Origin of the sequence: Pelagimonas varians (genome assembly GCF_003208435.1) — a bacterium.
GTDB lineage: Bacteria > Pseudomonadota > Alphaproteobacteria > Rhodobacterales > Rhodobacteraceae > Pelagimonas > Pelagimonas varians.
The window spans coordinates 71,346-94,528 of record NZ_QKMF01000020.1; the positions used below are offsets into that span (position 1 = coordinate 71,346).

Consider the following 23,183-nt stretch of genomic DNA (forward strand, 5'->3'; position numbering starts at 1 on the left):
CCGCTGCGAAAGTCAGCAGCCCTGAAGGTTTTTCGATGCGGGCCGAGGTGTAACTTTGCCGTTGGTCACTGACGGCGGCCCACGTTGACAAACCTCGGAAGGAGGAAGGCGTGGTTCTGGGATCGAGTTCTGGGGAAAGAGCGCCGGCGGGTGAGACTGAGATTGCCGCAGATTCGGCGTCGACCGTGTTTAATGCGTTTGCGGCAGTAATTTTTCGCCGCCTTGATTGCAGGCCTTTCGTTGATTTGGTGCAAAGAAAGCAATTCAGACTGTTGTGCTGGATGGTGGCCGCAGGCGGTTTTGACCGGTCAATCAAAGGTGACCGGTCTATGTTGTGTAGAATGGGCAGGCATATTGTCATGCTGTCTGTTTCCTTGGTGGTGCAAGCGACATTGGTTTCTGACCTCGCCGGAAGATCTCGATGGTGCGCATGTGGCCGCCGCAGCAGGGGCATGGCTCGCGCAGAATGAGCGGGGGTGCCTCGGCCCCCAGTTCTGGCTCGGTGGTTTCTTCCGTGCGTTGGGCACCAAGCAAGGCCAGGATCTTTGTGATGTTCGTTTTGCGCACTGAACTGACCAGAAGGCCGTGGTGGCGGATGCAGTGGAATCCGTCGGGGAGAATATGCATTAGGAAGCGGCGAATGAACTCGGGCGTGGCCAAACGCATGACCTTTTGGCGGTCGCCAGACTTGATGCGATATTCCGTCCAGCGGAACGCGATGGTATCCGCATCTACGCTGACCAACCGATGGTTCGAGATGTCGACCAGATGTGTGTACCGGCTCAGAAAGGCCAGAACAGCTTCCGGCCCACCGAATGGCGGCTTGGAATAGACGACCCATTCGAATTTACGGAACGGGGCGAGCCACTGCGCGAATGCATCTGTCTGTGCCAAGTGACCGAGAACGCCAAAAAAGGTGAGCTGACCCGCACGATGCAAGTCCGTGTCCTTTCCAGGATCAGGTGCCTGAACAGCCGTGCTTGGGCCGGTACATGCAGAAGGAACCCTGACATGCAGGCCGCAACGCGGGGCCATACTTCCGAAAGATGTCAGCGATTTCCAGCCGGGGCGCGGCAACAGCCCAAGCCACGACTCCAATCCCCGCCTGACGGAGCGAACTTGCGGCTTCTCTAACATCTCGTACGGGCTGTCAGCACCACGAATGGTCTTGGTCGCGACATGGGTGCAACGCACTGTTGTACTGTGCTTGGAATGACCCAGAAGCACCTGGATCACCCGAACCATCCGTTCCGGCCTCGAGGAGATGCGTGGCAAAACTGTGGCGCAACGTGTTCAGCATGGCGGGTTTGTTGACCCCGGCTATATGTTTGGCCGACGTGAACGCCCGGTTCAGCTGGCGTGGGGACGGAGCCATGATCGTGGACTTCCCAGGAAATAGCCAACCCTCGGGGCGTGCTTCCCTCCGGCAATCGCAGAGCAAGTCAAGCAAAGCCGGCGACAACATGGCCAAGCGATCCTTGTCATTTTGCCCTCTTCGACATGGATCATCATCCGGTCGCTTTTTATATCCGAGACCTTGAGACTGCAGACCTCGGATGCCCTCAGCCCGGCACCGTAGCTGATCCCCAAGGCCGCACGATATTTGAGCCCCGGACCGGGAACCGCCGCCAGCAGATCGCCAACCTTCTCGACGCTCAAGACAACGGGCAGCTTCTTCGGCTTGCACCGGAATTGCATGTAACGCTTCATCTTTTCACGCCCGCAGGTCATGCCAAAATAGAAGCGAAGCAACACGATCCTCGCGTTAAACACGCCGGTCGAGACGCCAGTATCGGTCAAATGCTGCAGATACGCACGCAACTTATCCGGCTTGCGGTATCCGGTGGGCACCCAATGAACTCTGGAAATTACCGGACCGCGCTGATATGGCCTTGCTGGATCTTCGGCGACATTCCTCGAATACGCATGTCTTCAATCATCCGCTCGCGCAGCGGTGTCGTTTTCTCCTCTTTCATGAGTTCCTCCTGTCATCAAATTGAGAAACCCCAATCGTCATACAGGTTAGCCAGATCACAAAACGACTGGACTAGCGCTCAACACAGGCCACAAGCGCCATTGCCGCGCAAGCGGCTTCGTCCTTCCGCCCCCGGCAGTCCATTGTAAATGCACGAGAGGGGAAGAACACCAATCCGCATTTCACATTGGCCGGATATGCCATGTCTTGGATGTCAGTTCGCGCAGCTTGAGTGCTTTGCGCACCCGGCCTGCCAGCCGCTGGCAACAATCTGATTGGGTTACGCTGGCGAATATCAAGGAACAGTCACGCCTTAGTTTAGGCAGCTATGGCAGGCCACTGATGACCGAAGAGCTGAAATAGATTGGTTTAATTGCAGGTCATCGTCATGTTCGCCGTTTGATGCGTCAGAACGACATATCTGTCCTACGGCCCCGAAAACACAAGGTCACAACCGACGGCGATCACCAGTTCAACATCGCGCGGAACCTGCTGGATCGTGGTTTCAACGCGGATGAGCCAAGTCAGAAATGGGCTGGAAAAGCCCCGTCGCTTTTGAAAGAAAAGTAGCCTAAACGAGCACTAGGAGCGGCATCAAACCGCGACAGGTCCAAACCCCGTGGGCGGTCATGTAGGTAAGGCCATACTTATCCGCCAAAGCTTGGACGCTATCGATGCCGATACATACGGGGCAGTTGTGTTTAGCTCGATGTGCTCTTCCGCAGTCAGAAACCACCTTCATACGGTATGTCTGGAGCGGAACATGAAGGAGCCAGCGTTCAAGGAAAACTCGTACTCGCACTACTGGCACAGGTATGTTTTCGCGTGCGGAGCCATTTCAGTTGCTTTCCCCCGCATATAGCGCGGCATATTCCGTCATTCAAACGCATCCTGGCCCTGTCGTGGTCAGGGACAGTTGCCATGAGACAGTTTTCCGAAAGGGTCACAGTTGCACGATTTGATGTGGGTTCTCAGTGCCGGATAGCAGCTAAGGCATTACACATGCGTGCTGAAAGTCGACAGGAAACATCATCAACTTTTCGGCCAACACATGCAAGCAGACCGACAAATCGGACCTTCACACGTCACCCAGCGAAGGTCACTTTGGGCCTATAATTCTGAAAATAAACGATTTTCGCGAGAGCGAGTGGAAAATCGACCCATAGAAAGCCTTTCCCAGAATTTGTTGAGGGGGCACGGCCAAGGACTGGCGTCGGCAATACCCGACGCCTTCTGTGGCCCCATCGAGACTTCGGTTTCAATTTGGCACCTGCAACGGAGTTTGACAGTAAACTGCCACTGCCAGATTTTCGAGTTTTTCAAAAATATGAGCCCAAACTGCTAAAAGCTGCAGAGTATGTGGATGTCCGGTCTAGGGATCAGATCCGAACGAGATGATTGTCCCATGCAAATTCAGCAGCTTGAAGTGTGTTCTGCTGGCCTTTTGAGATTGATCTTAGCGCACCCGTGCCTGCGGTCGCCACAAACCAGTCGCCGCAAACCGAAATCCCACAAACATCTTCCAGCGCCAAGGTGCGTACGAGCATGGCCGATAGCACGTCATAAATCTGTACCATCCCTCCCCGAGGGGACGTAACAGCGACGAACCGACCGTCGGCTGAAGACGCGATGCTGCCAATATAGCCCTGCATGTTGCGCATGTCCTGTGGGCTCGCCGCGAAGGCATCAATTTTCTCGCCATAACGATGTGTGCCTACCAGCATGTCCACTGGACCATCCCCTTGCCACTGCATGCCAAAGGCCACAGTGCCATTCTGGCTAACATCAAGGTGCCTGATCGAGCATTTGTGCCACTCGGCTGAAAAAGATGCGGTACCGATAACCTGACCCGCTTCGATATAGGCAAGGTTTGGTTCCATCGTCGCGATGTTTAACTTGGTGCGGCCAGTATCTGGATGCGTATCAATCCCGCCGTTGGCGACCACCAACGTGTCAGTGCCGGGTATCCGTTTGATATCATGAGGGCCGATACCACCGCTGTCCCACTCGTCAATGCGAACATAGCTCTTCTGTGCGTCCCAGACCCCAATGCAGCCGCGCCCTGCCTCGTAGTCATTCTCGGTCGTAAACAGGAGGCGACCGTCGGAAGAAAACGCGCCGTGCCCGTAGAAATGCCGCCCTTCGGGTGAGGTCAGCACCGCCTTTTGTGCCCCTGTCATGCAGTCGATCACCACCGCAAAAGTGCCCGGTCGTCTTGCGAAGGCCACGGCCTCAGGTCTAGTCGGATGGGCTGCAGCTGCATGACCACGGGCAGGCAGAGGGAGTTCAAAGCGGATAGAAAGGTCTTCACCTATGCCGCAAAGAACGAAGTTGCCATCTGGCTTCACTGCTGCTGACAAAAAGGCTGGTGACCCGGCATCGGCCCAAGTCATCTGAGGAACAATACCCGCTGCGAGAAGGCCACCGAGGAACTGGCGGCGTCCGTTATTTGGTAGGCCCATATCAATCCCCATCCAAGGAGTTGAAACCTGCCGCGACACCAAGTGTCGGTCCAAGTTCATCACGGACAAGACTGCGGATGTCTTGGATTGACTGTTGGATGATTTCGATCTTGAGACGTGACTGCGGCTCTGCGATTCTGGCAAAAGTTGGGTCATCCAGTGTTGCAAGCTGTGAGAGCGGGCGATCAAAGCTGGCATTTAGCCTCGTCGATATGTCTCCATTGTTGCCCGCCAATCGCGTGGCGAGGTCTTGAAGAGACTGCAAGCTTAGGTCGACGTGCTTGGCAGACCGGCTGGACCTTCGCGCCTCGGCACGTGTTGGGCGGGGGCGATCAAATGTACCGAGTGGCCGCCCAAGACGGGACTCGGAGGTAAACTGAAGACCCGTCGACAGAGATTTGAACATTTCTTGCAGGACTTCCTCATCACTCCGGTACACCCCATCAAGAAATGGGGCCTGCATCGTGATTTTGTACCTTGTTTCCCAGTCTTCCAGGATGCTTTGGGATGTTGCCGCGATGTCAGCACTGATTGTTTGGACCAGTTGGCAATGATAGTTGGCATCACCCTCTTCCATGAGAGCCTTATCGTAGAGTAAAAACTCCATCGCATAGAACCCTCGCGCCGCAATGGATACCTGGGTGTAGTCCTCGACAGAGGTCGCAATCGGGTCTTGATCTGCCAGAAGGGTGGACAGCGCCCTTGGCGTAGCACCGCGACTGTCGGGCCAGAAAGCCAGTGCAAATGCCCGGTCGTCTACCTCGGTCGGGCCGAACCTCAGATGACTGGCTGATACCCATGCGTCAAAGGCTGTTCCATAGGCTGAACGTAGGGTGTCAGAGGTTGGATCGCAATCTGTCCGTGCCGCGCTAGACAGTGACCGCGTACGCGTGGCGAGTGTTTCAAATCGCGGCAGGATATGGCCATCTACGATGTCCGTGATCACGGCATTATGAGTTTCAGCCAAGCCTGTCACAGGGGCTGCCATGACTGCCAAGGTAAGGGATAAATACTTCATAAACTCTCCAAGAATGCGATCAGGGCTGCGCGGTCCGCAGTTGTCATCTCGACCACAGCATCGCGTTGAAGTTGGGCTTCTCCGCCATGCCACAACACAGCTTCCAACAGCGACCGTGCGCGTCCGTCATGTAGGAAGTAGGAGTGGTTGCTGACTTGTTCAGTGAGCCCGATCCCCCATAATGGTGGCGTACGCCATTCTTGACCCGTTGCACGGGCTTCGGGGCGATTGTCTGCAAGTGCTGTTCCCATGTCATGCAGCAGCATGTCGGTGTAGGGCCAGATCAATTGGAAGCTTTGTGCGGGCTGATCCTCAAGCCGATGCGTGACAAAGCTTGGTGTGTGGCATGACGTGCAGCCTGTTGAATAGAACATCTCTTTGCCTCGTAGAACCTGAGGGTCGGCAACGCCACGTCGTGCTGGAACGGCCAGATTGCGGCTATAGAAGGTCACAAGGTCCATTCCCTCCGCATCAATTTCGGTGCCGCGATCATCATTGTCGCCGTGAATGGCGTCTTGGCACTGCGTCTGAGCCGCCGTGCATTCTCCGGCACTCGCTGGGAACAGCGGGCTGGAAATGCCAATGTCACCCGCAAAAGCAGCCGCAGATTGTTCCATGATAGTCGGACTGCCTGCTTTCAGGCCAAAGCGGCCCAGCATCGGGCGGTCATATTCAACGGACCAGACGATATTTGGGCGGCCTGAAATGCCGTCGCCATCCCGGTCATCAGGATCGGCTCCGGCAAGGATATCGGCTGCAGGGACCGCTTCGAGCAGACCCAGACCGATCATTTGCGGCGCTACACGAGGGGACAGCATCGCAGCGGGATGCAGCGGGCCAAAGCCCAGATCAGCCGCCTCATAGGTTGGGTGGCGCAGGGACACTTCGGTGCCATCAGCCAGCGTTATGATCTCTTCGTCGTAAGTGATGTCGAGGCGGTATTCGGATATGTGGCCCTGCACCGCAAAGTCTTGCATCTGTGTCCCGTAGGTCGGCTCTGGTAGGGTTGCGATGTAGTCCTGTATTTCTGTAATAGCTGCATCTGAAGGCCCGGGGATCGACACCCTAAGGAACATTGAAATCGCGTTGTCATCAACGTTCTCAGGTGGATGGCCGCGCCCGTCTTTGATGTGGCACCGCTGACATGACCGCGCATTGTAGAGCGGCCCCAGACCGTCAGAGGCTAAAGTTGATGATGGCGACGACACCCAGAGCTTGCGAAACAATCCATTCCCGACCCTGAAGTCCAGCTGGTCTTCAAAACTGATGTTGCCCGACGGTTGAGAGAACGCATCGGCGTTTGTCATGGCACGTACTGTTGCGGCTCCGGCCGATTTTTCTTCGAACCGATGTGAGGCCGTGAAATCATTTGTAAGGGCAGTCACTGCCGCGATCCGGCCTGCTTCCTCGGTCGTGCGGGGCACAACGTTCAAATGCGGGTCACCGAGGCCTCCAAATGGGTCCTCGGTGGATGTTTGAGCCAGTGCGACAGACCCCATGGCGAGTACCACGAGCAGGAAGCCACTCGGCTTCATCCATCTTCGATGCGTTGAGTTGCACATATTTTTCTTCACCAAGTTTAGCGATCAGGTCGAGTTGGGTTTCAAAGAAGTCGATATGGCCATCTTCATCCGTCAAGAATTCTTCAAAGATGTTCTTGGTGACGAAATCGCCGACCGCTTCGCAGTGCTTACGGGCATCTAAATTCAAGCCCCGCGGACCGTGTTCTGCGGCCAAGTCGCACTCAAGGTCTCACTTGGTGTCTGACCAATACGGAGAGGGGCGAGCTTGTGCAGGTTCGGGTGACCGCCAAGGAACAAGAAACGCGCATTGTTCTTATCCGCATGCTTCATCTCTTCGATGTTTTCGTCGCGGGATTTCTTGGCCATGTGACCAAAACCCCGGTCCTCCTGCATCCGGCAATGCAGCCAGTATTGACTGACTGCGTTTAGCACACTGCGTAGAGCATCGTTAAGGTAGACGATGACTTTCTTGTTGCCGTTCATGATGGTTTTCCTGTGTTGCTGCGGGCAACGGGCTCCGCAGGTGCATGGGGACTTCCAGATTGTTGTTACTGCGCATGGTCGACAGGAAGAGCGGTATGCAGCCGCCGCAATCCGCTGCCCGCCCCAATGCCCAATAGACTTTTCCTGGGGTAATAATGGTCTTGCCATCCGACGCCCGCACCCAGTCGATGGCTGCGTTGATGTCGTGATCTGTGATGTTCTGACAATGACAGATGATCATGATGACAAGACCTTGGGATTTCTATTGGAAGACTGCTTCAGGGTCGTCGAGGCTGTCTGACCCTTCGAATGCGATCTGATCCAGACCAAGGGTCGTGACCACACGTTCGATGGACCGCGTCTGGTCGATAAAGCCAGCCACACCGCCCATGATCAGGGCTTCGCCCGCTTCGTTGCCACGTTTCAGCATCTGATCATATGCAAAGCCTGCCTCGGCCGCTGTCTTGATGCGTCCTAGTGACAGCATCGTCGTGCTAAGCTTGCCTTGCATCTCCGCATCCAAAGCAGCGTCCGTCTCGGACACCAGATCGGACAGGGATGGACCGGATACCAGAGCACCATCAACGCGGATATACTCACCAAGGTAGATGTTTTGCACACCCAGCCCGTCATAATAATGATCGTTGTGGGTGTTGTCGGCAAAGCAGGAATGCTCTTCCTCTGGATCATTGAGCATGACGCCAAGCCGCATCCGCTCACCCGCGACCTCACCATAAGACAGTGACCCCATCCCGGTCAGGATCGCAGCCAAACCAGCGTCGGCATTTGCGGTCAGTTCGGCACGTGCTGCACCATCATCGGCCCATTGCGATGTCATCCATTCCAGATCGGATATCAGCAGATCGGTTGCCGCAACCAAGTATTCAGCCCGGCGGTCACAATTGTCATTTGTACACGCCTCACCCGCTGCATAATCCGTCCAAGGGCGATTACCTGCACCGGTGCCATGACCGTTCAGATCTTGCCCCCACAGCAGAAATTCAATGGCGTGATAGCCCGTCGCGACATTCGCCTCGATTCCATCCGCCTCTTGCAGGGTTTCTTCCAGCAAAGCGGGGGTGATGGTCGTGGCGTCCACATCAGCACCTGAAAGCGTGAAAGTTGGGTTTGCAATCACATTCAGAGCGGCAAATGCGTTCTCATCTGACGGCCCGCCATAGGATGCATCCACATAGTCGATAAGACCCTCATCCAGTGGCCACGCATTCACTTTGCCTTCCCAGTCATCAACGATGGCGTTGCCGAACCGGTAAACCTCGGTCTGCTGGTACGGAACACGCGCCGCCAACCATGCATCTTTGGCTGCTTGCAGCGCCTCAGCCGATGGATTGGCGACAAGAGCATTTACGGCAATTTGCAGTGCCTGCGCTGTTGTCAGGCTGTCCCCATACTTCGCGGCGGCGATGTTGGCATAGGTGTCCAGCACCTCGGCCTTATCAACAGCGAGAGCGGGAGTGGCCAAGGCGACGAGCAGCGCCGTGGAAGAAAGGAAGGCGTGTTTCATGGAAAATCCTGTTAGTGAAGAATTGCTGGTTGTGTGTGGAAGGTTTGTTCTTTGCCTGCCATGCGTTTGGGAACGCGGAGGTTCATCCGTTTCAGGGCAAGGCCGAATTCGGTTGCAAGAGATGCAAGCAATGGGGCTACATCAGGACGGACCAACAGAGTTGCGATCAGTATGGAATCGTCCCGATCACCCGTAACTGCGGTGCCAATGAAGTTTGCAAAGCATGCCTCGTCTGACCCCAAGCATTTGCAGTTCACAGAGTGTCGCATCAGCGGCCTGCGTCCATGCTTGGAGCACAGACTGCATAGGTTCTCAAATGACTTCAGGGCTTTGCGTGCCTGCGCTGGTCCGAGGCTGGAAGCGAAATCGTTCCAGACGCTTTCCTGACTTTCAGGACCGTCGCACCACAGACGAAGATAAATGACCGAGGCTGCTTCGATCCCATCAAGCTCTGCAATGAAACCGACAGGTGCACCGCCGCGTTTTTCCCGTGCGCTGGTCATTTGGTCAGGATCAATTTGCCAGCCCGCGTAATCCGCAGGATGTAGGTTTGATCTCCAAGCACGATCCGGGCTTGATCTGCCCCCTTGGTCAGGTCTACTGCCGCATGGGTCGGTAAGGCATTCGGAACAGGTTTCGAAGTCTCTGAGACGGAATGATACGACATCAGTTCCGCCGTCCAATTTGGGGACTGCTTTGGTCGTAGCGGTCAAACACCCATTCCATGCTGAACCCCTCAGGCGATCCCGACAGAAGGCATGTTTCAGCGATCTCAGATTGGTCGAGGCGTGGTGTGCAGCGGTCAAGGTTTTGGTCTTTCAAATGGTCCACGGCGTCTCTCATCTTGGAAGTCCTTTCATCTGACGATTGTTGGGCTTCCCCAGTATTGGGAGGGGTGGCTGAATGTTGCGCAGAACCTGAGTAATTCAATCAGATAAGTCAATCCGACTTTTTTAGTCGGATATTAAATTGTTTTGTTGACTCTTTTAGAAGGATACTGAATGCCGCCAGCAGCGATCAGGCTCAGCCCAGAGTTTCACGCAGTTGAAACGTCTTCGGAGATGTGATTCAGACGGGCGAATTGTGGCGACACCCCCGCTTTTTACGTATCGGCATTAGCTGCCCTAACAACGGTGACTGATATCGCTGAACAGCACGTCGTATTACACGATCTAATTTCGCTGGCCGCCCCATGAATGGCTGGCTTTGGTCCCGCATATCCGCCCGCATATACCAAGATCCAGACTGTCCTGAGCAAAGCTGCCATTGGCCCAGGTGCAGCGAAATGGCGCTAAATCCGCACACCGGTCTCTCGACGGCAAGTGGTCAATGTCTGCATTGCCTTAACGTTGAAAATTCAATTGTTTAAACATGATGCAAGTCGGTGCTTTTCCATGTTCGTTTGATCGACTGTCCGCATCTCAAAATGCCACGGGGACACACAACCATTGTCAGCTTTGCTCATCACTGTTGATCCACTGCCATGCGAAAAAGCATCGTCTCACATGTCACGGCGTGCCTCGGCAAACGGGATCTAGGCTGCGTCTCTTGGGCGAGAAACAGGGGAAGTTTTTGGCGATGTAGTCAATGGTGGCAGCGCTGCTTTGGCAGGTCTGACTGGACTGGGGTTGACTGAAGTGGGCCAAATCGCCGTTTGGTGATATCTGCATCAAGACAGCCGACACTACCTGTTCAGAGCCGAAACGTTTCTCGGAAAGACAGTGAAGTGCCCTTGGGTACACGGTTGCACGGCCTGCATACAACAAGACGATGCCCGTCATGACACAATGTACTTGGTACTTGCGCGGTCATGGGGCAATCTCCCACGTGAGCGCTTGCGTCAAACACGGCTTGCGGGTGGTCCAACTTTGGAGGGAGCCCGGTATCTACCCTCGTTATGATTGCGCCAAACACCTCGAAAGCATCAAAGATCGCGTATTGCGGGATGACTTGGAGTCTCACTCCAGAAAGACAACCGATTTTGACAAGTGGGTGGACAACCACCTTGCTTACAGGAGCGGCGAAGTCTGGCTCGATCTGTTCCCATTGCATGCAGCAGCAACGTGCAGTCAATTGCTTGGTCATGCAGTGTTGCGCCGGCTCATGACAGAACCCTCTCGCGTGTGTCATGATGATCTCTGGCTTGTCTATGAGCTTGGATTCAAGGTTGCTTTGCAAGATGGGGTGGCCATTCACCAAGCCCTGCGTGACCTACAAGAATTACCTGCGGTCCGAGTGACGGTCCAAAAAACTCTTTCCATTTCTCTAAGAACATTTTCTAGAAACATAGCCGCTTGGACCAAGAGATGAACTCCTTGGAGAGCCGATCACAAAACGACGCCTACACTCAGAAAAGACTGCGTGCAAACCAACAGGTATTGATGCGCGCCGACTTCGAAAGATGCTCCAAGCTGATGGCCTGTTCAGCGAAGCGATGCAAAAGTGTCCCCACGCTTGGGCCTTGTTTGATGCTGCAGAAGCACAGCATTTTCTTTCAGAAACCAAAACACTTCTTGATGCCAAAGCATATCAAGAAGCAGTGTGTATGACACAATCCCAGTTATATCTGTTTATCGCCGACGAGATCATCGTGCCTGCAGTACTTGGTGCAAACGAAAGGAAATTTTGGATCCTATGGCAGGGCAAACTTGGGTGATCAACTACTCAATCTCGCTCGACCGGTATGCAATATTTGTCGTCATCAACCAGCCAAGACGCCTCAAACGCCTGATAAAGAACAGGCATACAACGGCGACGAGAATGCAGAACCCAAAGACTCAACAGGACTATATACCTACGATGATGCCGCGGACTTTCATGGAAGATATTTTACTCTGGGACGATGTCCCTTCATTTTGGGAAGAGCTGGCAAAAGATTTCACCAGAGATGCGGCGTCGGTCAATCAGCCCATTTTGTCCCGATGAAGAAGACTACAGGGCATTTACTTGCGTTCCGACGTGCCGGTTGACTTGTGATTAAAAGCCACATTTGAAAAGGAACTACGAATTGGGACTAATTTTTCAGCTGTGAAGTCGTCCGTAACCCTTTGTCGAAATTGGTATTTCGGAGCGACAAATAAGTGATAACGTCCCGGCTCCGCAGGAAAGTTCGGGCCGCCAAATCACACCCGAAGGCCACTCACGCCGCTTACTAATTAACACGCGCGCGGCGTTCTGGGACCTTGGGTTAATCTTCTTCCATCACAATTTGTTCTCATGCAAACCCCCACGCCTTCTTAACCGGTGGTGTAAATGATGAGCACCTCCAGTTCATCCTCAGCACCAAGATTGCGTTTCAAAAAGGCTTCGATCACCGCACCGGCCCGATGCACGCCTTCCGCCTCTTTACCCGCTTGCAACTCATCCAGATGGGCCAGTTAGATGACACGGTTGGCCTGACAGGTGAAATCATCCAGCACGCGGTCAAGACCGGCATGGTTCTTCTCTAGTACCTCCTGCCCCGCATCAAAACGCGGGCCAGCACTCGAAAGTTCGGGGAAGTAACTGGAAGCTTCCCAGGCATGATGGCCATGCAGGTTCCCGACCAGATTTCCGCCGCAGTAGGACAAGCGCCCGGCATAATCGTCGAGTGCCATGTCCCTGTTCAAGAGCGCATCTGCGTCCCGCCTCACCCGCTTATAAACCCGCGGAAACTCTGATGGACGCCAAGCCAGTGTCGGGTCTGCACCTACGTCACGCCTGCGAAACGAATTCCGCTAAGCCCTGCGACTTCCCGCTTCCACGAAGTGATGTCGCGTTGGGTGAAGCCCGACAAGCTGTCGTGGCCGCAGGCCCGAGCCAGAACCTGCATTAGTTCCACACTTGCACCAAAATAACGCGACAGCCGTTCAGCGCCGACCTGCACATCCAGCCGTTTGCGCAGTTCCGGCTTTTGTGTGGCCACACCGACAGGGCAGTTGTTGGAGTTGCACATCCGCGCGGCGATACAGCCGACGGCCTGCATGGCAGAGTTGCTGACTGCGACGGCATCCGCACCCAAGGCCATCGCCTTGGCGAAATCTTCCGCAACACGCAGCCCACCAGTGATCACCAACGTCACCTCGCGTCCCGCCCGCGCATCCAGATGCTTGCGCGCCCGTGCCAATGCCGGGATCGTCGGCACCGAGATATGGTCGCGGAAAATGAGCGGGGCCGCCCCTGTGCCGCCGCCGCGTCCATCCAGGATGATGTAGTCTGCGCTGGCCTCGAGCGCGAAGTCGATGTCATCCTCGATATGGTTCGCGGACAGTTTGAACCCGATCGGAATACCGCCCGAGCGTTCACGCACCTGATCCGCGATGCGTTTGAAGTCAGCCGGAGTGTGCAGTTCAGGAAAGGTCGAAGGCGAGATCGCAGACTGCCCCGGCTCCAGCCCGCGTACCTTGGCGATTTTCCCTTGCACCTTATCCCCGGGCAGGTGCCCACCGGTGCCAGTTTTTGCTCCTTGGCCGCCCTTGAAGTGGAAAGCCTGAACCTTTTCGACATGATCCAACGACCAGCCGAAGCCAGCGGAGGCGAGTTCATAGAAGTATCGGCTGTTCTCGGCCTGCTCCTCAGGCAGCATCCCGCCCTCGCCTGAACAAATGCCGGTTCCGGCCATCTGCGCCCCGCGGGACAGTGCAGTTTTGGCCTCTTCGGACAGTGCGCCATAGCTCATGTCCGAGACAAAGAGCGGGATATCCAGCTGCAAGGGTTTGGTTGCACGCGGCCCAATGATGACCGAGGTCGCCACACTAGCTTCATCAAGCAGCGGTTTGCGGGCCATTTGCGCAGGCAAAACCTGAATATCGTCCCAATGGGGCAGGTCCTTGCGCGGCACGCCCATTGCGCCCATTTCGCCATGGTGGCCGAGCTTGGACAGCCCATCTTTGGCCAACGCATGGATACGCGCAACAGTGGGTTCTTCGGGAGTCGGTGTGGCCTGCGGGATGTCTGTCTTGGGCGCAGGGGCCGCACCGCCCACCGCGGCCTCGCCAAGCCGCGTATGCGATCCATCGCAAAACGGCGCATTGGCGCTGGATTTACATAGGCACAAGGCCGCCGCGCCATCCTTGTCGGCCGTGAATTTCAGCGGCTCAATCCCGGTGCCGGCGTGGGATCCGTCACAAAACGGCTGGCTTTTGGAGCGGCCACAGCGGCACCAGAAATATTCTTTGCCTGCCTCCAAATCGGCTTTCGCGGGGGCCTTGGCGGCAATGATGGGAACAGATTGGGTCATACTGAAGCTTCCTTGATCAATGAGGCACGGTCATGAGGGGCAGCATAGGCAACAGTCGACCATTTAGGAACGACGCGGATCGGGTTCACCGTGTTATGGCTGCCGTTGTAGTGGTTTTTGATGTAGGCGATGTCGACAGTCGCCGCGACGCATGGATGCTGATGCAGATCGCGGAGATATCCCGAGAGGTTAGGATAGTCGGCGATGCGACGGAGATTGCATTTGAAGTGTCCGACATAAACCGGATCAAATGCGTCTTCATAGACAGCTTGCGTCGTCGCAAACCCGCCTTGTAGACCCCGTTATTGACCGTGTCGAAAATGCGAGCGTTGAGGGCGTCGATCTCCTCGCGCTCGCCCTCAGGGCAATAGCCCTCGGGGGCCGCGCCGATGTCGTCGAAGGCCGCATTGAACATACCGATAACATCTGCGGACTCGTTTGAGACGATCGCTCCTTGTTGTTTGTCCCACAGGACCGGCACGGTTACCTGCCCCGTGAAATCCGGTTTGGCAGCGGTATTGACCTGATGCAGAAACGTAGCATTGTTGATCGGGCCCGGCGTTGATCCATCGCCGGGTGTAAAAGTCCAGCCATCCGGTCCGATGAACCAATGCGCAAATGATATATCGATCATATCCTCAACGCCCTTCAGCGCACGGAAGACCAAGGTGCGATGCGCCCAAGGACAGGCAAGCGACACGTAAAGATGGAAACGCCTGGCCTCTGCCTTCAACCCGCTCACTCCGGACGGTCCGGCGCTGCCATCTGCTGTGACCCAATTGCGAAAGGCGGACGGATTGCGCACATAGTGCCCATCCGTTGATTTCGTGTCGTACCAATTGTCGACGCATTCGCCGTTCTACAGCAATCCCATGATGTGCCTCCTACTTATCCAATTCGTAGTGTTGAAAATGAGCATGATCGGGCCTTGTTTGGACCCGATGGTGCCCGCAGTCGCATCAAGAGCTGCGCCGATTGTGGAGCCAGAAACTTACTCGAGTTCTGAAATGATGATCAGCTTGTAGCTTCTGGCCTGAGGGGCAAGGTGTCCAGTAGCATGTTGCCAAAACCCATCTCAGCAATCATTACCCCTTTCACTCCTGCACCGTCAGTCAATTCAGACAACGGGATCTTCACGATGGGCGTTCAGGCGTAGATCGCGATCAAGGTCGCAACGCCGTCCAGTTCAACCACCGTCTGGGTGATGATTGGGGCACGGGTCCCGAATTGCGCATGAACAGCATGCCAAATCTCGATGCATGATGTGCTGATCTTTTCATTAAAGGGGAATGGCATGCGCCGCAGCTCGGAACCAAACTCCTCGTTCGACACACCGGCGATCAGCAATTCGCCTTTGTAGTAATCGATTTCCATGATCGAAAGCGTGTTGAGCGGTTACCCGAATTCCAGCGTAGCAGAGGTGGGAACAGGCCCAACCGACATAGAGGAATGATCGTCACTGGCCAGATCAACCAACTCAAGCGCGCCGTTGTTGATCGACACGATCACCGCCTCTGCATCCGGCCCGTGCCCACGATGCACCGACGGGAATATTTGCTTGCTGGGCTTATGGGCCACCATGCCGTTGATCACGATCTGCTCTGGCTCAATGCCTTGCATGGCAGCGAATTCAACATCAAGGTTGGTTAAGATTGTGCGCCCTTCAAAGGCCTGTGCGCGGCCAAGCTGATAGCCGGATTGGCCGCAACCAGCGCCAAGGCGCTCGCGGTCAAAATGGATTTTGTCAGTCTCATGAGTATCTCCGGGTTTGTGACTGGACTGGTCGCAAACAAACAGATGCCGAAAATCTCTCTAGCCAGAAAAAGGTGACCCCAAGGATCGCAAAATGGGAACACTGATATGCTTTCCGTTTAGGCTCGGCCATCGTATCAGAACGGACCTTCAAGCCGAAGCCATACACGCGTTAATCAACGGAGCATTCTAACCATGGGCCAGATCGAAGACCCTGCCCTTTCGTGAAAGTCGTAGACAGCGGCGGGATCGCCTGGGCTGCGGAAGAGATGAGCATCGCCAAATCAGCCGTCAGCCGTCAGGCGCAGGTTGGCCCAAATGGAAGACCGCTACTCTGTCCGCTTGATCGACCGCCAACCCCGCTTGCGAGAGATAACGCGCGCCGGACAAAAGCTTTTTCAACGTGTCAGCCAAATGGTGGCAGAAGTCGATGAACTAGGTTCCGACTTCTTACAAGTTGGTCATACGTTGAAGGGGCCGCGGTCCATCAGCATCGCCCGTGAGTTCGGACTGGCGTAGCTCAAGCCGACGTTGTTCAAGTTCGCCCGAGGTCATCCCAAAATCGACCTGACCATAGACTTCGATGACCGGACTGTTGATCTGGATAGTGAAAACTGCGACCTCGCGTTGCGCGTGACAGTCACCGAATTGCACGGTCTGCATTGCCATCGGCTCGGCACCATGCAGCACGGGCTATCCGCGAGCAAAGGATATGCCGCCACCCATCGGCTGCCGGAAAGCATCGAGGAATTGTCAGACCACCCGCTCTTGCACCACGGATCAGAACGCCGTGCGACTTGGGCTTTTGAACACGATGGGAAACGCCGGACGTTAAAGTTTCGCCCCGCCTTATGGTCCAACTGCGGGACGTTTCTGCTGGATGCAGTTGTAAATGATGACGGGATCATTCGGTTGTCACTTTTCGTCGTCGATAGCGAGGTCCAAAAGGGCAACCTAATCCCAGTGTTCACCCATCTCAAGCACGCGGACTACGGCATTTACGTTGTTCACAGCAGCAAGCGCCGCGTCAACAAGCGCATGAGGACAATGATTGATGCACTCAGCGAAAGCTGCGTGCCGTTGAACAACTGAAAATGACTGGTTCCAAAAGTAAACGAGATATCGGATCGCAGTCGTTCTGATAGCAATGCAGAGATTTATCCATCTCGTAGCATAGATGAGGTTGGGCTCTGAACCACCATCAGATGTAGTGCAACCTCTCCTCGGATACAGGCTTGGCCGTTCGCTACCTTAGACACTTTGGGTGGAAACCTGATGGGGTGGATGGCTCCTGCTCCAACCGGCATCGCAATGCGCCATACTGCAGATGTTTATATCTGCTTATAGGGGAGCCACCCAATGCAAGTTACCACAATCGGCCTTGATCTGGCCAAGAACGGTTTTCAGGTTCACGGGATTACGAAAGATGAAGAGGTTGTCTTCAACAGGCCTTTGAGACGGGTACAATTGTTGCCATTTTTCTCAAAAATTGAACCTTGCCTGATTGGCAAGGAAGCTTGCCGCAGCGCGCATCATTGGGCACGTGAGTTGACGAAGTTTGGTCATGAGGTTCGGTTGATCCCACCGATTTGTGTGAAGCCATACGTGAAGCGCGGCAAGTCTGATGCCATTGATGCAGAAGCCATTTGTGAGGCAGTTACTCGTCCTACAATGCGATTTGTCGCCATTAAAACCGTTGAACCACAAGCCTTGTTGTCGCTCCATCGCGCCCGAAGTTTGCTTGTCAGCCAACGCACACAACTGATCAATGGTTTGCGCGGTATGGTCTCTGAGTTCGGCGTTTATATCGCGAAAGGCCTCGCGCGGGTGGTCGGCTTTGCGGAGGATATTTTGAGCGGCGAAACGCTGGACCTGCCCGATATTGCCAATGAGGTGATCCATAATCTGTGTGAGCATCTCATGGTGCTTCACACTCGAATCCGATGGTATGAAGATCGGCTCAAGTTGGTCGCCAAGGAAGACGCGCGGGTGCGGTTATTGCGGACCATTCCGGGCGTTGGTGCTGTAACAGCGTCCGCGATAATCGCTAGTATTGGTGACGGACATCAGTTCAGTAATGGGCGGGAATTTGCAGCATGGCTGGGTCTAACGCCTGCGAACAAGTCCAGCGGCGGCAAAGAGAAGCTCGGGCGCATCACTAAAATGAGCGACCAATACTTAAGATCATTGTTGGTCGTTGGCATGACATCGCTTGTTCGACAGACCAAGTCGCACCCGGAACGTGCAAGCAAATGGCTGATATCGCTCCTGGAACGAAAACCAGCGCGCTTGGCGACTGTCGCTATGGCCAACAAGACCGCTCGGATCGTCTGGGCAGTACTAACCCGCAACAAACCATACCCCCCCCACACGGCCTAAAGGAGAAAGAACAACGAGTTAGCAAGACCCGCGAGATGATAGTGCATAAGTCTGCCGCCAAAACCAAGACACCCCGTCTAAGGTCCCGGGCGCAATTGCCCGCTAAGCTGTAAGGGACTTGGTTTGCGGAACCCATCAGAGCCAGCGGTCAAAACCCCGCAAACAGGCCGGACACATGACTGCTTCTGACTAATGCACAAATCGGATCAAATATGTCTTGCTATGCAGGAGCCATCCACACAAGACCTTAGCTGCTTCTGCGAAGGCTCCGTGCCGGACGGGCAGAAGCGGCCATTCAACCGCAAATGGTCAGGCCAACTATGCAGTATAGGCCACCAAGGGCAGCTGTGCGCAGAAAGTGAGCTTTGCAAAGTCGGGGCCTCACCCAGCCACTTCAGCATAAACACGCTGCAACGCTGCAAGAAGACCGGTCATTGGCGTCTCTTGCAGCAAAGATCTGGGCTAGATGACGGACATGCGGACAAACCAGCTTTCCAAGTCAATCGAGTAACTGTCCGCTATCAGGGTTTCTCGCCCTTCATAACTTAAACGTCTCGTTTGCCAGATACCATCAGCCACCAAGCAAGCAGTGGAAAACCCACCAACTCAAAAGTCAGTGACGGGGCAATGGCAGAGCTGAATACTACCTCAGTGTCCATGCCGCTCAGTCGAAACAGACCCGCGATTGCGATCATAGCCGATAGAATAATCAAGGTTGAGCGAAACCTGCGCATTGCAAAGCCGCCAATCATGAACACAGCACCGACGCCAAACCAGACGCCACCAATGAACCGTATGTGGCTGTCTTGGGCATGAAAAGTTGCCGCATCCGTGATCGCAACAAAATCGCGCGTCGATTGCCACCCCAGTGTCCTAATCCCACCCAGGCCGATATTTAGGCCTAGAAAGATAATGGCAGCGCCAATGATCACAACAACCGCGTTCAGTAAGTTTGTCTTGTTCATGTCGCTTTTCCTCAATCATGCCCGATGGGCGATTAATATTTGGTACGCGTTCTATATTATTACAATCTTGACAAGGCAAGTATTATTTGGGACGCGTACTAAAATAAATCTGAAAGGGCCCAATCATGGCTAGAACCGCTGGCAGGCCAACCCGCAGCAAGGCAGAAATTCAGGAGTTCCGATCAAAGATCGGGAAGCACGCGCTTGAGATTTACCGCGTGGAAGGCTTCGGAGCGGTTTCAATACGTCGATTGGCCAAGGAGGTCGGCTGCGCCCCGATGACAATCTATGCGCATTTCGAGGGCAAGACGGATATTCTAAGATTCCTTTGGGCAGACGTACTCAGGGACATGTCTCATGATATCGAGAAAAAGCTGAAATCGGTCGTTGACGCACGTGAACGGCTGCGGGCAGCCGCCCAAGCCTTTGTCGATTATTGGATTGATCACCCCGATCATTTTCGACTTGTCTTTATGTCTAACGATGTGACACGGGCGGATGTGAGTGCGTTCATTATGGACGAAGATACCTTGGCACACTTCTTGATGTTTTCGGGTTTTATCCGAGAGGTTCATCCGGAGGAACATGACGTTAAAATGAGCACGGACACACTTATATCTGGTTTGATCGGTATCGCTCTTTGCATGAATACCATGCCTGACTACCCATGGGCCGACGCAGCCTCGATGACCAATCAGCTGCTATCGAGCATCAGTACGTAAACCAACTCGCAGTTTGAGGAAAAGCAGACATTCAGTCATCGCGCAGCATCGGTGAGTGTGGGCTCAGAGCGGTCATATGACAAGTTTGGTGGGTCAAATCGATGAATTCACGGGCCGGAGGTCAGCAGTGCGGGACAAAGCACCAATTCGCCGCGCCTGCGCCGATGTCTGCTTCTGGCGCATCGCGGTTGTAGAAGACAGCGGAAAATTCAACCTTGCACGGAAAACGATCTAGGGAAGTATGCGCTCGCAAGCTAGGGACAGCGTAAAACGTTATCTCATCTAAGAACTCTGCCGACTTCTATATGGCCCATCCGAAAATTATTCGGTGATACGCCAGTTTTGGATTTAAAAAACCGAGTGAAATGACCTTGAGCAGAAAAACCCAGCATTTCAGAGATTTCTGCGATTGAAATCTCTGGGTTACTGAGCAGACCGGCGGCCCGTTCGCAGCACAGCGTGTCGATATATGTTCTAGGGCTAAGTCCCGTACACAATCGAAACCGTGAATAGAATTGCGAGCGAGACAGTCCGACGTTTTTGGCGACTTCGCTTAGATCTATTTCTTTTGAAGGCTCTTCTCGAAAGATCTTTATTGCTTTGCGGACGCGGGGATCGCTCGCGAAATTCCGCTGAGAACTTACATCCGAGATAGCATCTGTTTTCGAACACTGAAGGACTGAAAAGACTAATTCGCGCAACAATGGGTCAAAATGATCTTCTTCGGTGTGAAAGTCGGCCATTTGATCCGCTAGGTACCGAGCTTGACTGTGCAATTCAGGACTGACCTCGGCTGCCACCTGATGAAAGGGCAATTTGTGGAAGCCAGCTACAATTTGATTGCCCTGCTCACCAAACCACAGCGGGTCTATGTAGAGCGCCAACAAGATTGTGGGTTCGATGCCGATCTCTCTGTCATTGGAGTGGACGATCCATGGATTGACCAACACCATTTGACGATCCGTCATTGGGGTGGTTTGCCCATCAACCAGGAAGCTTGTGTCTGCTCCGGAAATTTTGATCAACGCATGAACCTGAGAATGAGCATGATCCTGAACGGATTCCGTTGCGGACAAAAGAGCAACCCGCCCAAATGCGCCAACAGCGATTCCTAGTGCATCGGCCAAGCTGTCTCCCTTCTGCAGCGCGCTCAACAAGATCGGACAAAAAGGTAAATATCACCTGAGGGCGGCGAAAGCTACCCCAAGCCCAGATGTCCGCCCCGACATAGCCCATTCATGATCTCGCCCACCAAAACAATCGGACAAAAAGGTAAATTGCGATTTGGTGAGCCAAAGACCAACCTGATCTGATCCCTTAGTTTCGTTCCAACAGAACAGTGTTGCGACACGCGAAAGCTAGGGGAATCCATCGTGGTGAAACTGCCAGAATTTTTGAAAACAGACTGCTATGTCGGTGGCAAATGGGTGGCTGCATCCTCGGACAAGCGTCTGGACGTAACCGACCCCGCGACGGGCGATGTATTGGCCTCAGTTCCGCGCATGGGCGCGGAAGAAACGGACGCGGCGATTGCAGCGGCGCATGCCGCATTTCCTGACTGGAGCAGCCGAACTGCTGCCGAACGCGCATTGGTGCTTCAAAAATGGGCTTCATTAGTGCGCGCGCATGCGGATGATCTGGCCCGGCTGATGACGCAGGAACAGGGCAAGCCGTTTGCAGAATCCCTTGGGGAAATCGAGTACGCTGCTAGTTTCCTAAGCTGGTTTGCCGAAGAGGGCCGTAGGCTTTATGGCGATATCATCCCGCCCCACCGCAATGACGCCCGCATATTGGTGACCCGCAACCCTCTTGGTGTAGTCGGTGGCATCACGCCTTGGAATTTCCCAGTGGCCATGGTCACGCGAAAAGCGGCACCCGCACTGGCCGCCGGTAATTGTATGGTCTTGAAACCTGCCGAAGCAACACCGCTCTCTGCCCTTGCGGTTGCTGCATTGGGTGAAATGGCAGGGCTGCCAGCAGGTGTCTTTAATGTGGTGACAGGCGCGCGCGAAGATGCTCCCGCAATCGGAAAGGCATTGGTTGATAGTCCGTTGGTGCGCAAGATTGGGTTCACTGGATCTACAGCCGTAGGCAAGCAACTGATGCGTGACTGCGCCGGCGACCTGACAAAAATCAGCCTAGAGCTTGGCGGCAACGCCGCCTTCATCGTCTTTGACGACGCGGACATTGAGGCCGCGTTGGACGGCATTCAAGTCTGCAAATTCCGAAATTCGGGTCAGACCTGCATCGCCGCAAACCGCATTCTTGTGCAGGAGAGCATTCACGACAAATTCGTGGCTGCCCTAAGCGCGCGCGCCAGGCAAATCCAAGTCGGCCATGGGCTTGAGAAAGCAACAGAAATGGGCCCCTTGGTCGACGAAAGGGGCTTGGAAAAAGTTGAACGCCTTGTCGCTGATGCAACTGACAAAGGTGCGAAGATTCACCTGGGCGGCAAGCGACACGAGGCTGGTGGGACCTATTTCCAGCCAACTGTGATGACGGGCGTTTCGACGGAAATGGATCTGGCCCACGAAGAGTTATTTGGCCCTGTCGCGGCAATCTCGACGTTCCGCGATGAACAAGACGCCATATCGATGGCAAACGATACGCCCTATGGCCTTGCCGGTTATTTCTATAGCCGGGATGTTGGTCGGATCTTTCGCGTCGCTGACGCGCTTGAGGTCGGTATCGTCGGCGTAAACACCGGTCTCATTTCAACCGAAGTCGCCCCCTTTGGTGGCGTCAAAGAATCCGGCATCGGCCGTGAGGGATCAAAGTATGGCATCGATGATTGGACCGAGCTTAAATACATCTGCCTCGCAGGTTTGGGGGCAGCAGCATGATCGTCGAAGAACGCATTTACACCCTGCATATCGGCCAGGTTCCTACATATCTCAAGCTCTATGAAACAGAAGGGCTTGCCGTACAGACACGTATTCTGGGCAACCTGCTTGGTTACTATCAGGTCGAATTTGGCCCTCAAAATCAAATCGTGCACATGTGGTCCTACACTGATCTTGCGGACCGAACCACGCGGCGCAAAGCGCTAGCCGGCGATCCCGACTGGCAGGCCTACGTCAAGAAAATCCGCCCGCTCGTGCGCTATCAGGAAAACAAATTGCTGATCCCTGCGCCCTTCATGCAGTCAAAATCTTAGAGTT

General features: G+C 54.6%; 21 protein-coding genes and 4 pseudogenes. 8 read left to right on the forward strand and 17 right to left on the reverse strand.

Annotated elements, in window-relative coordinates:
* Positions 1-357: 357 nt before the first annotated feature.
* Positions 358-1,028 (reverse strand): annotated as a pseudogene (locus C8N36_RS20360) (IS91 family transposase); the annotation flags it as partial.
* 64 nt (positions 1,029-1,092) lie between these two features.
* A pseudogene (locus tag C8N36_RS24710) lies at positions 1,093-1,976 on the reverse strand (tyrosine-type recombinase/integrase); the annotation flags it as partial.
* Positions 1,977-2,137: 161 nt separating this feature from the next.
* Here C8N36_RS24710 and C8N36_RS20370 point away from each other — a divergent pair.
* Positions 2,138-2,515 (forward strand): annotated as a pseudogene (locus tag C8N36_RS20370) (IS3 family transposase); the annotation flags it as partial.
* A gap of 839 nt (positions 2,516-3,354) precedes the next feature.
* On the opposite strand, the gene C8N36_RS20375 reads toward C8N36_RS20370, so the two are convergent.
* The 8 genes and pseudogenes from C8N36_RS20375 to hemP form a co-directional block, all read right to left on the reverse strand.
* Entirely contained in the window at positions 3,355-4,437 is a 1,083-nt protein-coding gene (locus tag C8N36_RS20375; RefSeq protein ID WP_097806588.1) for a DUF1513 domain-containing protein, read from the reverse strand.
* Position 4,438: 1 nt separating this feature from the next.
* Positions 4,439-5,455 carry an imelysin family protein gene (locus C8N36_RS20380; protein ID WP_097806557.1) on the reverse strand — a complete coding sequence of 339 codons (1,017 nt, stop codon included), beginning with the start codon at positions 5,453-5,455 and terminating at the stop codon, positions 4,439-4,441.
* Positions 5,452-6,954 (reverse strand): di-heme oxidoreductase family protein, encoded by a 1,503-nt coding sequence (locus C8N36_RS20385; RefSeq protein WP_245911005.1) that lies wholly within the window; start codon positions 6,952-6,954, stop codon positions 5,452-5,454. The genes C8N36_RS20380 and C8N36_RS20385 overlap by 4 nt, the downstream gene beginning before the upstream one ends.
* 25 nt (positions 6,955-6,979) lie before the next feature.
* Positions 6,980-7,461 (reverse strand): annotated as a pseudogene (bfr, locus tag C8N36_RS20390) (bacterioferritin); the annotation flags it as partial.
* Positions 7,427-7,702: a (2Fe-2S)-binding protein gene (locus tag C8N36_RS20395; RefSeq protein ID WP_097806559.1), complete on the reverse strand. Its 276-nt coding sequence runs from the start codon at positions 7,700-7,702 to the stop codon at positions 7,427-7,429. The pseudogene bfr and the gene C8N36_RS20395, both read right to left, overlap by 35 nt.
* 21 nt (positions 7,703-7,723) lie before the next feature.
* On the reverse strand, positions 7,724-8,986 hold the full coding sequence (locus C8N36_RS20400) for an imelysin family protein (protein ID WP_097806560.1): 1,263 nt from the start codon (positions 8,984-8,986) through the stop codon (positions 7,724-7,726).
* Positions 8,987-8,997: 11 nt separating this feature from the next.
* Positions 8,998-9,489 (reverse strand): hypothetical protein, encoded by a 492-nt coding sequence (locus tag C8N36_RS20405; RefSeq protein ID WP_097806561.1) that lies wholly within the window; start codon positions 9,487-9,489, stop codon positions 8,998-9,000.
* Positions 9,486-9,653, reverse strand: coding sequence for a hemin uptake protein HemP (hemP, locus tag C8N36_RS20410; RefSeq protein WP_097806562.1), 168 nt, complete (start codon positions 9,651-9,653; stop codon positions 9,486-9,488). Before hemP ends, C8N36_RS20405 begins: the two co-directional genes overlap by 4 nt.
* Positions 9,654-11,387: 1,734 nt before the next feature.
* Here hemP and C8N36_RS20420 point away from each other — a divergent pair.
* Positions 11,388-11,642, forward strand: a complete 255-nt coding sequence (locus tag C8N36_RS20420) for a hypothetical protein (RefSeq protein WP_097806564.1) — start codon at positions 11,388-11,390, stop codon at positions 11,640-11,642.
* 721 nt (positions 11,643-12,363) lie between these two features.
* On the opposite strand, the gene C8N36_RS20430 is transcribed toward C8N36_RS20420, so the two are convergent.
* The 5 genes from C8N36_RS20430 to C8N36_RS20450 all read right to left on the reverse strand — a co-directional run bounded on the left by C8N36_RS20430 (position 12,364) and on the right by C8N36_RS20450 (position 15,824).
* Positions 12,364-12,618 carry a hemerythrin domain-containing protein gene (locus C8N36_RS20430; RefSeq protein ID WP_255253628.1) on the reverse strand — a complete coding sequence of 85 codons (255 nt, stop codon included), beginning with the start codon at positions 12,616-12,618 and terminating at the stop codon, positions 12,364-12,366.
* Positions 12,619-12,674: 56 nt separating this feature from the next.
* The gene (locus C8N36_RS20435; RefSeq protein WP_097806567.1) at positions 12,675-14,204 is read right to left on the reverse strand and encodes a glutamate synthase-related protein; all 1,530 of its coding nucleotides are present in this window, start codon (positions 14,202-14,204) and stop codon (positions 12,675-12,677) included.
* 85 nt (positions 14,205-14,289) lie between these two features.
* Positions 14,290-15,009 carry a glutathione S-transferase family protein gene (locus C8N36_RS20440; RefSeq protein ID WP_370739170.1) on the reverse strand — a complete coding sequence of 240 codons (720 nt, stop codon included), beginning with the start codon at positions 15,007-15,009 and terminating at the stop codon, positions 14,290-14,292.
* A gap of 341 nt (positions 15,010-15,350) precedes the next feature.
* Positions 15,351-15,578 (reverse strand): hypothetical protein, encoded by a 228-nt coding sequence (locus C8N36_RS20445; RefSeq protein ID WP_097806568.1) that lies wholly within the window; start codon positions 15,576-15,578, stop codon positions 15,351-15,353.
* A gap of 21 nt (positions 15,579-15,599) precedes the next feature.
* Positions 15,600-15,824: a hypothetical protein gene (locus C8N36_RS20450; protein WP_097806569.1), complete on the reverse strand. Its 225-nt coding sequence runs from the start codon at positions 15,822-15,824 to the stop codon at positions 15,600-15,602.
* Positions 15,825-16,274: 450 nt separating this feature from the next.
* Here C8N36_RS20450 and C8N36_RS20455 point away from each other — a divergent pair, with 450 nt between their 5' ends.
* From C8N36_RS20455 to C8N36_RS20465, 3 genes are all read left to right on the forward strand, one after another.
* Positions 16,275-16,475, forward strand: coding sequence for a LysR family transcriptional regulator (locus C8N36_RS20455; protein WP_097806570.1), 201 nt, complete (start codon positions 16,275-16,277; stop codon positions 16,473-16,475).
* Positions 16,476-16,487: 12 nt separating this feature from the next.
* The gene (locus C8N36_RS20460) at positions 16,488-17,048 is read left to right on the forward strand and encodes a substrate binding domain-containing protein (protein ID WP_097806571.1); all 561 of its coding nucleotides are present in this window, start codon (positions 16,488-16,490) and stop codon (positions 17,046-17,048) included.
* Positions 17,049-17,315: 267 nt separating this feature from the next.
* Positions 17,316-18,335 (forward strand): IS110 family RNA-guided transposase, encoded by a 1,020-nt coding sequence (locus C8N36_RS20465; RefSeq protein WP_097806572.1) that lies wholly within the window; start codon positions 17,316-17,318, stop codon positions 18,333-18,335.
* Positions 18,336-18,880: 545 nt separating this feature from the next.
* On the opposite strand, the gene C8N36_RS20475 is transcribed toward C8N36_RS20465, so the two are convergent.
* On the reverse strand, positions 18,881-19,300 hold the full coding sequence (locus C8N36_RS20475; RefSeq protein WP_097806573.1) for a DUF4345 domain-containing protein: 420 nt from the start codon (positions 19,298-19,300) through the stop codon (positions 18,881-18,883).
* Between the two features lie 125 nt (positions 19,301-19,425).
* Between C8N36_RS20475 and C8N36_RS20480 the strand changes: the two genes are divergently transcribed.
* Complete coding sequence (locus C8N36_RS20480; protein ID WP_097806574.1) at positions 19,426-20,022, forward strand: TetR/AcrR family transcriptional regulator; 597 nt, start codon at positions 19,426-19,428, stop codon at positions 20,020-20,022.
* A gap of 278 nt (positions 20,023-20,300) precedes the next feature.
* Here the strand turns inward: C8N36_RS20480 and C8N36_RS20485 are convergent, their stop codons facing one another.
* Positions 20,301-21,149, reverse strand: a complete 849-nt coding sequence (locus tag C8N36_RS20485) for a helix-turn-helix domain-containing protein (RefSeq protein ID WP_211318267.1) — start codon at positions 21,147-21,149, stop codon at positions 20,301-20,303.
* Between the two features lie 246 nt (positions 21,150-21,395).
* Here C8N36_RS20485 and C8N36_RS20490 point away from each other — a divergent pair, with 246 nt between their 5' ends.
* Positions 21,396-22,865 (forward strand): NAD-dependent succinate-semialdehyde dehydrogenase, encoded by a 1,470-nt coding sequence (locus C8N36_RS20490; RefSeq protein WP_097806576.1) that lies wholly within the window; start codon positions 21,396-21,398, stop codon positions 22,863-22,865.
* The gene (locus tag C8N36_RS20495; protein ID WP_097806577.1) at positions 22,862-23,179 is read left to right on the forward strand and encodes an NIPSNAP family protein; all 318 of its coding nucleotides are present in this window, start codon (positions 22,862-22,864) and stop codon (positions 23,177-23,179) included. The genes C8N36_RS20490 and C8N36_RS20495 overlap by 4 nt, the downstream gene beginning before the upstream one ends.
* Positions 23,180-23,183 lie beyond the last annotated feature (4 nt).

Excerpts from the sequence above, each read along its gene's own strand:
- C8N36_RS20475 (WP_097806573.1), bottom strand. The coding sequence starts at position 19,300 with ATGAACAAGACAAACTTACTGAACGCGGTTGTTGTGATCATTGGCGCT.
- C8N36_RS20455 (WP_097806570.1), top strand. The coding sequence starts at position 16,275 with ATGGAAGACCGCTACTCTGTCCGCTTGATCGACCGCCAACCCCGCTTG.
- C8N36_RS20435 (WP_097806567.1), bottom strand. The coding sequence starts at position 14,204 with ATGACCCAATCTGTTCCCATCATTGCCGCCAAGGCCCCCGCGAAAGCC.
- C8N36_RS20400 (WP_097806560.1), bottom strand. The coding sequence starts at position 8,986 with ATGAAACACGCCTTCCTTTCTTCCACGGCGCTGCTCGTCGCCTTGGCC.
- C8N36_RS20380 (WP_097806557.1), bottom strand. The coding sequence starts at position 5,455 with ATGAAGTATTTATCCCTTACCTTGGCAGTCATGGCAGCCCCTGTGACA.
- C8N36_RS20420 (WP_097806564.1), top strand. The coding sequence starts at position 11,388 with ATGCTCCAAGCTGATGGCCTGTTCAGCGAAGCGATGCAAAAGTGTCCC.
- C8N36_RS20495 (WP_097806577.1), top strand. The coding sequence starts at position 22,862 with ATGATCGTCGAAGAACGCATTTACACCCTGCATATCGGCCAGGTTCCT.
- hemP (WP_097806562.1), bottom strand. The coding sequence starts at position 9,653 with ATGTCGTATCATTCCGTCTCAGAGACTTCGAAACCTGTTCCGAATGCC.
- C8N36_RS20450 (WP_097806569.1), bottom strand. The coding sequence starts at position 15,824 with ATGCAAGGCATTGAGCCAGAGCAGATCGTGATCAACGGCATGGTGGCC.
- C8N36_RS20465 (WP_097806572.1), top strand. The coding sequence starts at position 17,316 with ATGCAAGTTACCACAATCGGCCTTGATCTGGCCAAGAACGGTTTTCAG.
- C8N36_RS20395 (WP_097806559.1), bottom strand. The coding sequence starts at position 7,702 with ATGATCATCTGTCATTGTCAGAACATCACAGATCACGACATCAACGCA.
- C8N36_RS20375 (WP_097806588.1), bottom strand. The coding sequence starts at position 4,437 with ATGGGCCTACCAAATAACGGACGCCGCCAGTTCCTCGGTGGCCTTCTC.
- C8N36_RS20480 (WP_097806574.1), top strand. The coding sequence starts at position 19,426 with ATGGCTAGAACCGCTGGCAGGCCAACCCGCAGCAAGGCAGAAATTCAG.
- C8N36_RS20445 (WP_097806568.1), bottom strand. The coding sequence starts at position 15,578 with ATGGAAATCGATTACTACAAAGGCGAATTGCTGATCGCCGGTGTGTCG.
- C8N36_RS20385 (WP_245911005.1), bottom strand. The coding sequence starts at position 6,954 with ATGGGGTCTGTCGCACTGGCTCAAACATCCACCGAGGACCCATTTGGA.
- C8N36_RS20405 (WP_097806561.1), bottom strand. The coding sequence starts at position 9,489 with ATGACCAGCGCACGGGAAAAACGCGGCGGTGCACCTGTCGGTTTCATT.